This window comes from Nitrobacter vulgaris (genome assembly GCF_031453995.1).
GTDB lineage: Bacteria > Pseudomonadota > Alphaproteobacteria > Rhizobiales > Xanthobacteraceae > Nitrobacter > Nitrobacter vulgaris.
Genome location: NZ_JAVDPZ010000062.1, coordinates 1 through 10,500 on the forward strand (window position 1 = coordinate 1; position 10,500 = coordinate 10,500).

General features: G+C 57.1%; 10 protein-coding genes and 1 pseudogene. 5 read left to right on the forward strand and 6 right to left on the reverse strand.

Annotated elements, in window-relative coordinates:
* Positions 1-1,312: 1,312 nt before the first annotated feature.
* Together GGQ85_RS19985 and GGQ85_RS19990 are read right to left on the reverse strand one after the other, a co-directional pair.
* Positions 1,313-1,591, reverse strand: coding sequence for a hypothetical protein (locus GGQ85_RS19985; protein WP_309775979.1), 279 nt, complete (start codon positions 1,589-1,591; stop codon positions 1,313-1,315).
* 93 nt (positions 1,592-1,684) lie between these two features.
* Positions 1,685-1,837, reverse strand: coding sequence for a hypothetical protein (locus GGQ85_RS19990; protein WP_309775980.1), 153 nt, complete (start codon positions 1,835-1,837; stop codon positions 1,685-1,687).
* A 137-nt stretch (positions 1,838-1,974) separates the two neighbouring features.
* Here GGQ85_RS19990 and GGQ85_RS19995 point away from each other — a divergent pair, with 137 nt between their 5' ends.
* From GGQ85_RS19995 to GGQ85_RS20005, 3 genes are all read left to right on the forward strand, one after another.
* Entirely contained in the window at positions 1,975-2,328 is a 354-nt protein-coding gene (locus GGQ85_RS19995) for a PRC-barrel domain-containing protein (protein ID WP_079447955.1), read from the forward strand.
* A gap of 81 nt (positions 2,329-2,409) precedes the next feature.
* Positions 2,410-2,748, forward strand: coding sequence for a hypothetical protein (locus GGQ85_RS20000; protein WP_079447954.1), 339 nt, complete (start codon positions 2,410-2,412; stop codon positions 2,746-2,748).
* Between the two features lie 825 nt (positions 2,749-3,573).
* Positions 3,574-3,798, forward strand: coding sequence for a hypothetical protein (locus tag GGQ85_RS20005; protein WP_309775981.1), 225 nt, complete (start codon positions 3,574-3,576; stop codon positions 3,796-3,798).
* A gap of 907 nt (positions 3,799-4,705) precedes the next feature.
* Here GGQ85_RS20005 and GGQ85_RS20010 read toward each other — a convergent pair.
* Complete coding sequence (locus tag GGQ85_RS20010) at positions 4,706-4,993, reverse strand: hypothetical protein (RefSeq protein ID WP_309775982.1); 288 nt, start codon at positions 4,991-4,993, stop codon at positions 4,706-4,708.
* Positions 4,994-5,278: 285 nt separating this feature from the next.
* Positions 5,279-7,345 (reverse strand): catalase, encoded by a 2,067-nt coding sequence (locus GGQ85_RS20015; protein WP_309775983.1) that lies wholly within the window; start codon positions 7,343-7,345, stop codon positions 5,279-5,281.
* A 367-nt stretch (positions 7,346-7,712) separates the two neighbouring features.
* On the opposite strand from GGQ85_RS20015, the gene GGQ85_RS21035 reads away from it, so the two are divergent.
* A complete protein-coding gene (locus tag GGQ85_RS21035) occupies positions 7,713-7,886 on the forward strand; it encodes a DUF6894 family protein (protein WP_374708939.1) in 174 nt (57 codons plus the stop codon).
* A gap of 1,532 nt (positions 7,887-9,418) precedes the next feature.
* The gene (locus tag GGQ85_RS20025; RefSeq protein WP_079447948.1) at positions 9,419-9,943 is read left to right on the forward strand and encodes a DUF1269 domain-containing protein; all 525 of its coding nucleotides are present in this window, start codon (positions 9,419-9,421) and stop codon (positions 9,941-9,943) included.
* 20 nt (positions 9,944-9,963) lie between these two features.
* On the opposite strand, the gene GGQ85_RS21040 is transcribed toward GGQ85_RS20025, so the two are convergent.
* The gene (locus GGQ85_RS21040) at positions 9,964-10,110 is read right to left on the reverse strand and encodes a hypothetical protein (protein WP_374708940.1); all 147 of its coding nucleotides are present in this window, start codon (positions 10,108-10,110) and stop codon (positions 9,964-9,966) included.
* Positions 10,087-10,335 (reverse strand): annotated as a pseudogene (locus GGQ85_RS20030) (DUF1269 domain-containing protein); the annotation flags it as partial. The gene GGQ85_RS21040 and the pseudogene GGQ85_RS20030, both read right to left, overlap by 24 nt.
* Between the last annotated feature and the right edge of the window lie 165 nt (positions 10,336-10,500).

The following is a 10,500-nucleotide window of genomic DNA, read 5'->3' on the forward strand; positions in this document are numbered from 1 at the left end:
TCTTCCCACCTCGACGTCGTCTCAACCATGGTCAGCTCTCCAAAAAGCCGACCACCCATGAATCATTGAAAACGTGATTCGAGAATCCTGTTGAGTCGATCCATCTAATAAATCTGCCAAAGTAGTGCTAGCTATATGGTGAGATGCTCGCCACACGCCGAGCTTCTCTTTAGGGCGAGAAATAGCTTGTGGACGCGAGACGCTCAATGCGGCGCGGCGGGAAGGTTAAAGGTTCCTCAGGCGCAATTAGGCATCTGACGACGGCTGACTTTGCAAGAATGATCGAAGTTCATCGTCAGGGCAATTACGCAACTAGTGCAGAAATCCAAACAGCCAAAGCAGAAGTATGATTGGGAGCGGAATACCGAGTAACCAAAGAAGAGCGCCCTTACCCATTATTATATCCTCCGGCTTTTCCGAGCCGTGAAGTAACAACGAGCGTTCGTGTTGGTTCCTTCAAAATCTGTTCGGACTTGCGGGAAAAACGGCAAGACTTTTCGGGTTCTAATCCGAGTAACTTAATGCTTTAGAGCAACCCGACGCGGACGAGGAGGCGCTATGCATGGACGCCTCCCCCGGTGATGGCAGTGTTCCAGTGTTGAAAGCATGACCAACCGCTCCAGCGGGAGAACATCGAAGTCGCGGGCATTCCCAGGCGGAATGTAAGTGCCCGCGCGGCGAAGTTTTTTGTAACGCAAATTTCATTCATGGCGTTCTCCTTAGGCGGAGCTAACGCCCATAATCGGCGAACGTTGTGTCAACTTGTCGCAATACTAGAAAGGGCTAGGAGCGCACGGCGCACCATGGCGCATAGAGTCTAACCTCGTCTATGCTGTACGGTCGATTGCTTATATGTGAGAAGATTAAGGTTCATCTCAAATAGGTATCGACGGCTGCGTCCCACCGGAGAACCATCAGCGGCGTGCGGCCTTTCTGAGCAGGAGGCCGCTGGCTAGCGGTAACGTTCACAGCCAGATGGGGCCAAGAAGCTGTAGGCAAGAGGCGTGCAGTGTGGAAGTGACCAGGCACATGAAGAAGGCTCCAAAATAACGACTTCCGGAGCCGAGCATACCAAGAATTTTTGAGAGCAATCTCAGTCGTTCGTTTTGAGGTTCTTTAAGCGCTCGTATCGCGCCTTGCTTCCTCAATGCTCGTCTCGAGCGTTGCGATCATCGCTCTGTAATCTTCTGCGAGTTTGGCGAATGCCTTGCGTTTATGCAGATCCGTCGCGAGCCTGCTGATGAGAGCGCAATCCTCCGCGTCGTCTTTCAACTTTTGGAGCCTGTTCAGAAGGTCTTTCATGAAGCGGACCTCAACGGACCTTTGGTGTTGGCGACGGATCGAAGCAACGTGTTCGCTCGGATGCGCTGACCGCGCCCGCCTCGTCGATAATTTTCAATATCTGATCATGAACCGGCCGCCGTTTTCGAGGCAGTTTCTCGGCGAGCACGTTCTCATTGTCCAATTCATGCCGTAGTCTTCGGAGGATTGCTAATTGATGTGCGAGTTGTTGCTTCTGGGAAGAGATTTGTGCGAGCGAAAGCTCAAGGAAGGCTGTTCTGGCTCGATCGGTCAACACGATGGAATCCACGTCATATTCCCCAAGGCTTTTCGCACCACTGAGCAGTGTCAGCAGAGGACCGTTTTGCGGCGATCTAGGTCTTCGGCGGTATCCTGCGCGGTACTATTCCCCGCCTGCTGGCTGTCCCGGTGACTCAGGCTGCTTGGCCGCGTCCTTCTGTTCTTGCACGCCGGACTGTTGTACGCGCTTTAGATCCTTGGGCTGCTCTTGCCCCTTCTCGTCGCGAATGATGCCGTGATCTTTGCTATGTGCCATGCCAGACAAGCTGCTAATCGCCTGGACGTTCCTAAGACGCGTTTTGTTTCAGCATCGCAGCTAGTCGTCTGCCCGTGCCTGGAACAATCGAGATGCCTCTCGGTTTCCTTCTCCTAACCCAACAAGGGAGGGGTTGCATGGCTGTTGAAGAAAGAGAGACCGGCACATTGATCGGTAGCGACAAGGTCGAAGGTACCGCTGTCTACGGCCCCGACGACCAGAAGATCGGCTCGATTGAGCGCGTCATGATTGAAAAGACGAGCGGCCGCGTGTCGTATGCAGTTCTCGGTTTTGGTGGCTTCCTCGGCATAGGCAACGACCATTATCCGCTTCCCTGGCACAGCTTGAAGTATGACACCACGCTTGGCGGCTATCGGACCGGAATTACGGTGGATAAGCTCAACGGCGCACCAAAGTATGCAGACGAGAACAACTGGAACTGGTCGGATCCAAATCGCCCTAAAGCGGTCGACGATTATTATTCCTTGTAAGCGGGGGTTCCGGCGTTACGCGCGGCGGAATATCGCCCGCGTACGCCGACCGCGCTCCACGGCTAATTCGGAAGGATCAAAATGATTGTCTGGAAAGCGACCGTTGCTTTAGCGCTTATCGCAATATGTGCGTCTGTCGAATCCGCTGCGGCTCAAACTCCTGATCCAGAGCTGGATTTATGCCGATCCACCGGATTAGCCGCCCTTCGGCAGCTAAACCCGGCCATTAAAGACGTCTCACTCGACGTCGAGGGCATGACGGTCGCAAAGGCAAATACGAAAATTGAGGACACGCCGCTCAAGACGGTCGTCATCGGTGACGCTTATCTGGAAAAAGGGAAGCAAGATACAAGGCGCACCTTCCTTTGTCTCATCGGCGAAAAAGGGAAAGTGCTTTTGACATTTTTTACTGACAAGTAGCGTCGACACACACGTCACCGGCTGGATGCGGCCAAGAGAGCAATCCTCGCCTCTCTGGCTCGGGCTGTGATTGGTGCTATCTACTTTCGTTTTGGAATTAGAATGTCTTCACGAGTAGGGAGTACTGAAAGCAGGCGAACGCTGGACCCGGAAAAATCTTCCCAACGCCAACTTGCAATCCGCAAAACACGTCACGCATCACGCTGGCTCCTTGTGGACACACTTAACGACACCTGACAGGTATTGAGGCATAGATTCGCACAGGGAAGATTGCGTCCGCCGATCCGGAGAAATCCGCGGGCGGTTTTTTTGATGCCACGGAAGTCCAGGCGCCGCTCCAAGCTGGTGGCCTGACTCTGCGTAGAGATCCCAATTACTTCTTGCGTGACTTCGTCGCTTCCGATTGCATAAGACCCTTCATGCTTGGCGCCGCCGCGCTCACTTTGGATTTTTCTTTCCTCGGCTTCTTTGCTTCGCGGTTCCCGCATTGCTCACGTTTAGCCATAGCTTAGTCCTCCGGACCGGATGGGCTATAGATTAAGACTAGCACGGCAGGGATACGGCCGCAGTGGCATTCGGTATCAGTAAACTGAATATGAGCATCCCACTGCGAACCAACTACCCGACGTCCTGAGTGGCGATTGCTATAGCATGCGGCTGCAAAGAGCGCGGAGACGCCATCTTGCGCGGGGTTACCTCTGTCGCCAAGGGCGATCTCAATCAGACTGCCGCGGAACTGAAATTCATAGTCAAGTCTGCGACCAGGGATGCGGCGGTCGCGCTCCGACAAAAGACCGCACGGATCAAATCGAGGTTGATACGCTGATGACTGAAGGTGTGTCGATATGCCTCGTCGCTGAGGTGCGCGCGACGATCCTTGTTCAGCGCAGCATCGTGTCGTCTGGCGTGACGCAGGTTGCCGAGCGCGATCGCAACATGAAGACCGACGTCAAGTTCGTAGCTGAGCAGCTCCGCGATAACGAGGAGCTCGAGCGCCGCGCCAGCTTCAAGGCAGCCCTAACCGCGGCGATGATGTCAACCACTGATTAACTAAATTTTCTCTGGAGGAAACTGCGACAGTTTTGGGACGTTATTTTTGATGACTCGGCGATGAGAGCCGAGCCTGACCGCATGCGTTCAACGTTCGGCGTCCTCAAGAGCGAAGTCTGAGCGAAAATAGGATCTTAACATGTCGACAAAAAATAGAGCCCCCAGGCCGACCCAAACGACCAATTACAGGACAAGAACAAGCGGGAGGATCCGAACCAAAAGCAAGCCGGGAGAAGAGGACATAAGACCAAGAATGGAAGATATGCGGCCTGAAGGATCGCAGTTGCATATACCGACGCCGCTCCCGCAGCAGCCTCAGCCAGTAATCAGCATCGTAGCTGTCGAACAGCTTCTGCGGGCTTATGGCTGCGCGGCTAATGTGTGCAGCGACGAGCACGGGCAAGTGATTGCTACGGCCGCCAACCCGAGAATGCAGCCGGAGGTAGATAGGAGATTGCAAGAGGTGCTAAGAATGAAGGTCGAGAACCCTCAAAAGGGCCGGCGCTGACAAAAGTTGGCGCCCGCGTGTGGCGGGCGAGGCTGCTACGAAGCGCGGGTGGAAATGGAAATAGACGCGCGGCGTGATTTTTCCACCTCTAACGCCGCAACCGCGTTTAAATGATCTGAATTGTCAGATGGTCAATGTAGCGACGCTGGCCCAAGATTTCGAGTGATCTTGATCGTTGGCAAGGACTCTATGGTCGATTTAGCTTTTGGGACAGGACCATTTCTCTTGGCATTTCAGCGAGGGTGGCCTTTTTTGATTCGCTGTTCCATGCCGTTCCATAGTGGGATCTTGAAAACAGAGATCCTGCCGAATGGTTCCTGAGTACGTTTGGAACACAGGAACGTCTCGGCATCCCGGCCTCACGCTCGTGGCCTCCACCATCGCAGCTGATTACTGTCGTTAAGTCGCCCCCTTCAGCTCGGCAACGTCCGCGCCGGACCGCATGGCGCGGCCGGTCAGCGCCGCGCCGACGACGACCTCCAGCGCTCGCTGGCCGGTTGCGTCAACGAACGCTGGAAAGTGGTGCCGCTCTCCGTCGACCACGACCGTGGCACCCGGTTCGGGACCATAGCTGTCGACGCGGTGGTCCCGCCCCAGCGCGATCACGTCCAGGTGTCCGCCGCTATGCAGCGCGAGCATCCGCTCAATCGAGAGGTGGGGAACGGTCGCATATTCGTCGACGAACACTGGCTTCAGGTAGCGGTTGAACCGTTGCAGCGACTCGTCGCCGAGGTGCGGGAACCGCCCAACGCCAGCCGCGGATAGAAAGTTCGGCCGTCTATCATGTCGGGATCGATACCGAGGCGCACTAAGCGCGCACGCGGCTGCGCCTCGAAGATCGTCACCTTCGCCGGTGCGGTCGTCTCATCGACAAATGCGCACAGCGTATAGATCGTCGTGGGCCCGCACCGACAAACGCGACGGTCCGCACCATCTCGTCCCAAGCGTTGGCGATGCCATCTGTCGGGCGGCTCAAGCCAACGTCCGAAGCGTCGGCTCGCGATCGTAGAAGCGTCGCGCCGCCGCTTTGACGAAGGCGCTGTCCAGCCCGGTAACCCCTTCGTCCGTCCCGACGCCAGCCTTGTCGAGCAGGGGCTGCGCGCCGTCGCTGGCGCCGATCGCCTTCAGGTGCGCGAAGGCGTTCATCGCGAACTCGACCGCCGCACCCTCCTTGAGCAACGCCTGACAGCCCTCGTCCGACAGGATGATCGCGACCGCGTCGAAGATTTGGCTCGGCGAACCGGCGAGCTGGCCATCGGCCTTGCGGATCTTGCCATCCGACAGCGTTGCGCCACCAATCTTGGGCGCGATTATTACGGCCTTGCCCTTCGCCCTTGTTACGGTCGCGACAACAGCGTCGAGTTGACCCGCGTCGGTGCCGTCAGCGATCAGGATACCGACCGCGCGTCCCTCCAGCGTATCCTTCATGTTCTTGTGGATCGAGAGCGCATCGGACGATGCCATGTCGACCGGCTCCCGCGCCGCCTTGGCCTTCGTCGGCAGCTCGATCCCGAGCCCCTCCGCAACGCGCCTAGCGAGGTCCTCATCGACGTTGCGCAGGTTCGCGACCATGCGCCGTGGCACGTCTAGCAGGCCGACCTTCGATAACTCGAAAACGAACGACGAAGCGATGTGTGCCTGCTCGTGCTCGTCCTGCGAGCGGTAGAACAGCCGCGCCTGGCTGTAGTGGTCTGCGAAGCTCTCCGAGCGCGCGCGCTGCTTGTCGCCGGTCTCATCCGGGCCGGAGGTGAGGTTGGCCGTCGCAAAGCCGCTCGGCGTCTCTCGGGGACCACCGTCCTCGCCATGCTCGGCAAGGCTGTTAGGCTCATAGTTCGCGCGGCCCTTGGGCACTAGCGTCTGCATCTTCCCGTCGCGCTGCATGTTGGCGAACGGGCAGCGCGGCGCATTGATCGGGATTTGGTGGAAGTTGGTCGTACCCAACCGCGAGTTCTGGGTGTCCATGTAGCTGAACAGCCGGCCCTGCAGCAGCGGATCGTTCGAGAAGTCGATACCCGGTGGGATGTTACTCGGCAGGAAGGCCACCTGCTCAGTCTCGGCGAAGAAGTTATCGACGTTCCGATTCAGGGTCAGCGTGCCGATCAGCCGGACCGGCACGTCCGCCTCTGGGATCAACTTGGTCGCGTCGAGCACATCATAGGGCTGCGCATCCGCGAAGGCCTGGTCGAAGACCTGGATGCCAAGGTCCCACTGCGGAAAAACGCCAGTGTCGATCGCCTCGAATAGGTCGCGGCGCTGATAGTCATTGTCGGCGGCTTGAAGCTTCAGTGCCTCGTCCCAGATCGTCGATTGCAGCCCAAGCCGCGGTTTCCAATGGAACTTGACGAAGCTCGCCTTGCCGGACGTGTTGACCAGCTTAAATGTGTGGACGCCAAACCCTTCCATCATCCGGAACGAGCGCGGCAGCGTCCGGTCAGACATCGCCCACATCAGCATGTGGGTGGTCTCGGGCATAAGCGACGCCCAGTCCCAAAAAGTGTCGTGCGCGCTGCCAGCCTGCGGATAGGCGCGGTCGGCCTCCATTTTCACAGCGTGGACGAGGTCGGGGAACTTGATGGCGTCCTGGATGAAGAAGACCGGGATGTTGTTGCCAACGAGGTCCCAGTTTCCCTCGCGCGTGTAGAACTTCACCGCAAAGCCGCGCACGTCACGTGGTGTGTCAACCGAGCCCGCCCCGCCAGCGACGGTGGAGAAGCGCACGAACACCTCGGTCTTCTCGCCCTTGGTAAACACCGCTGCCTTGGACAGATCCGAGATGTCGTCCGTCGCCTCGAACACGCCATGCGCGCCAGAGCCGCGGGCGTGCACGATTCGCTCCGGAATGCGCTCGTGGTCAAAGTGGAAGATCTTTTCCCGAAGCACGAAATCCTCAAGTAGCGTGGGCCCGCGCGCGCCGCTCTTGAGGCTGTTTTGGTTGTCGCTGATCGGCACGCCGTGGTTGGTCGTCATCGCGTCGGATCCGCCACTCGCCACTTGGTGGGTTTCGCCACCTTTGCCGATGCCTACGTCACGCTTGCTCATCCTCGCTCCTTCAATCGACCGGTTCACATCAGCCACGCCACATAGCTACACGAATTTACGCATCAAGTTCGGGTAGCTGCAAAGGCAGCACTATCTTAAGTCCCTTCCCCCCGAAAACGATCCGTTCTGCTTGGCGCGCTCCTCGTACATCCCAACCATCATTCGGATCGCAGCGACCGCCAACCGTCATAGCCGGCTTCCAGGTTATTCCTTCGACAAGGTGTAGTGACAGGCTCTGGGCGATACCTTCCTTGCAGCACGACTTTGCGATGCTGTCCTCACCGCGAAAGTGAGTTTCACAAACGAAGTCTGGAACACTGACGGCTCTTCGGACTTGAAAAGTTGAGCGAGAGAGAGGAGGTTCAGGATGCCGTTATTCCACTTTAATGCTAGAATAGGCGATAAGCTGCTGGCGGATGATGAAGGCGAGCAACTTCCGGACCGAGAATCTGCCCGGAGCGTTGCAGAGTCCTCCGCACGGGAGGCTTTGCTCGAGGCCGTAAAGTTTGGCGGAAGACGATATCCAGGTTACCGACGCTGAGGGAAAAGTAATCGTCACCGTTGATGTCGACGAGGTCATTAAGCGGGAATGATTTGGCGCTTACGGGTTGTCTGCCATCAGGAACCGCCGGTGCCTCGTTGTTATTTTGATGTGCGAGAGAGAGTCTCAACCGGCCAACGGGTCGTTCTTCTAAATAATAGATAAATAATAGATGAGATGTGGGCTCGCCGCCCTCGTACTTGGCGACAAAGGATTGGGGACGCTTCAGCCGGCGCGCCCGCTCGTGTTGGGTCAGGCCGGCTTGTTTGCGGGCAGCCACCATCAGGGCGCAGAAGGCGGCCTGATCTGAGGAGTGGACGGTTTTGCCGATCCCGCAGGCGGAAATGGTCATCGCCCGGGCAAGCTGATCCCGAGACGGGATTATCCCAAAAAGGATAGTACTAACTCTGACCTGCTGTTCTGATGGGGCTACCTCGCTTTGGAGTGGATACAGGCGCGCCGCGAAGCAATTGCTGTGGCCATGTTCACACGAGCCACGGAGGTACATATGCAGCTCAATCAACGCATCTGGCGCTATCGACCTAAAATGAAGCTCCAGCCAAAGCGCGCCTCCGGGATGGAGCGCAGGCTGTCGCAAGTGTGAGCGAAACCACAAATCATCGCTCGTTCTTGCGTCGAGTGCATTTCCGTGATGAAAATTAGGTTCGGGTATGGAGGATGTTCACCATGCTTTCGAAGCTAGTTAACGTTGCCGCGGGCGCCGCCACCTGTTTTGTGGCTGCATGGCCGATCAATGCAACTGCAGATATCTTTATTACGACTGCCAGCATCAGGCGAGGAGATTTGACGATTGAGGGTCGGATCCGGCGTACGGACGACTCAACCGTCGAAATCAAGATTAATCCAACCAGGACGGTGAAAGTTAAGAGTACGGCTACCGGTGGGTTCAGATGGACCGGCCAGGAGTTTCCTGCAACCTGCGTCGTCAAGGTCACCTCCGGATCCCACAGCCGTGACGTGGTGATACAAAACTGCGGACCTGCCGGGCCCCCAGGACCACCCGGGCCGCCAGGACCACCCGGAGCATCCGAGCCAAAACGGGACTAATTGTTCAGTCCCGAGCTGGGTAAGCTGAATCAAGCAGTCCCGGTTTGCCTGGGCGATCCACAAGACGATGAAGCGGCGATGCGGTCGTTGGCGACAGCTGTCTTCATGCGCCGCTCGATCAGCCTGTGGTGTATCGTGAGACTGGCCGATGCTCTCAGCAATGAGCGCGGCAGGTCGCGTCGTAACGTTTACGGGGTTATTGCCGCATAAGAGGCAGAGGTGGATCGGTTAATTTCGAGAAGCTGCCGCTTGTGCAAGTTGAGTCAAAGGCGGCGCGCGGTCTCCGAGGCGTTAGCTATTGCAACCCATGACGAAAAGCGCTGATGGCGAAGCAGCCCATTTATCTCACCATACGTAAACGGACGGACATGATTCCCCGCTTGTCATTTTTCTACCCTGCGAGGTACGCTACCTGAATGCTTTGAGATTGGAGACGTTCGGTTCTACTGCTTGGAGGAATTGCTATGGCTGAATTCCTGGTAGTCGGTTTTGATAAGGAAGATGATGCCGATCGGGTTCTAACTGAGCTAAACCGTTTGCAAAGCGAATACCTGATCGATCTGGAAGATGCTGTCATCGCCATTCGCGACCCCGAGGGCAAGGTCAGGATCAAGCAAAGCGTCAGCCTGACGAGCTATGGCGCGGCCACGGGCGGGTTGCGCGGCGCGATGTGGGGCACCCTGATCGGCCTTCTATTTCTCAATCCACTGGCTGGCTTTGCGCTCGGCGGAGCCGTTGGCGCTGGCTCCGGCGCGCTGGCCGGCAATATGATCGATTACGGAATCAATGACGATCTCATCAAATCGATCGGCGAGACGCTCAAACCGGGCACCTCCGCGCTCTTTCTACTGATCCGTAAAGCTCAGCCAGAAAAAATTCTCGCTCGGCTGTCGGACTTCAAGGGTCACGTGATCCGCTCCTCGTTGTCGTCAGAGCAGGAAGAGAAGTTAAAAGATGCCCTGTCGAATGCTGCTCAGCCTGTAGCGTGACTTCATCTTAGCCGTCGAGATCATTTGGATTCCCAACGTTGCGCCGGTTCGATGACGAATACCATCTCAGGATCGACATCACCAAATCTGTCATCACAAGCACGGAATCCGGTCAGAGTAATAGCAGGCGGCGTCGCCGGGCTGAGCGTCGCAGACAGTTCCTTCATGAGGCATCGTTGATGCCGAAGTCCGTCAACGCGCCGGACGCGGCGCCGATGATCGGGTTGAGGAGGAGCACGCCGACGAGCTGGTTGAGCTTATGTCGCCGGAATCGGTTTTGACGGCGATGACGGCGTCATCGCTGGAGATCAGATACTCCTTCTGCAATTGATGGGCCGTTGACGCACGTCCTTGGCCTCCGATGGATAAACGATCGCCACTAGGTCGGACAGGGAAGTCCCTTGGACATTTAAATCGATCCCTGTCGGCCGAAAACGATGCCGCGCGGGCGCGATGGCCGACCCTAGCACTACTTTGGCAGATTTTGCTGAAGGCGGCCTGCGAGCAGCATTTCACAGTGCGTGCATCGTAACGGTGGAGGCCGCACGAATAGGTCG

Coding starts and splice junctions, on each gene's coding strand:
- GGQ85_RS19990 (WP_309775980.1), bottom strand. CDS start 1,837: ATGGCACATAGCAAAGATCACGGCATCATTCGCGACGAGAAGGGGCAA.
- GGQ85_RS19995 (WP_079447955.1), top strand. CDS start 1,975: ATGGCTGTTGAAGAAAGAGAGACCGGCACATTGATCGGTAGCGACAAG.
- GGQ85_RS20000 (WP_079447954.1), top strand. CDS start 2,410: ATGATTGTCTGGAAAGCGACCGTTGCTTTAGCGCTTATCGCAATATGT.
- GGQ85_RS20005 (WP_309775981.1), top strand. CDS start 3,574: ATGACTGAAGGTGTGTCGATATGCCTCGTCGCTGAGGTGCGCGCGACG.
- GGQ85_RS20015 (WP_309775983.1), bottom strand. CDS start 7,345: ATGAGCAAGCGTGACGTAGGCATCGGCAAAGGTGGCGAAACCCACCAA.
- GGQ85_RS21035 (WP_374708939.1), top strand. CDS start 7,713: ATGCCGTTATTCCACTTTAATGCTAGAATAGGCGATAAGCTGCTGGCG.
- GGQ85_RS20025 (WP_079447948.1), top strand. CDS start 9,419: ATGGCTGAATTCCTGGTAGTCGGTTTTGATAAGGAAGATGATGCCGAT.
- GGQ85_RS21040 (WP_374708940.1), bottom strand. CDS start 10,110: ATGAAGGAACTGTCTGCGACGCTCAGCCCGGCGACGCCGCCTGCTATT.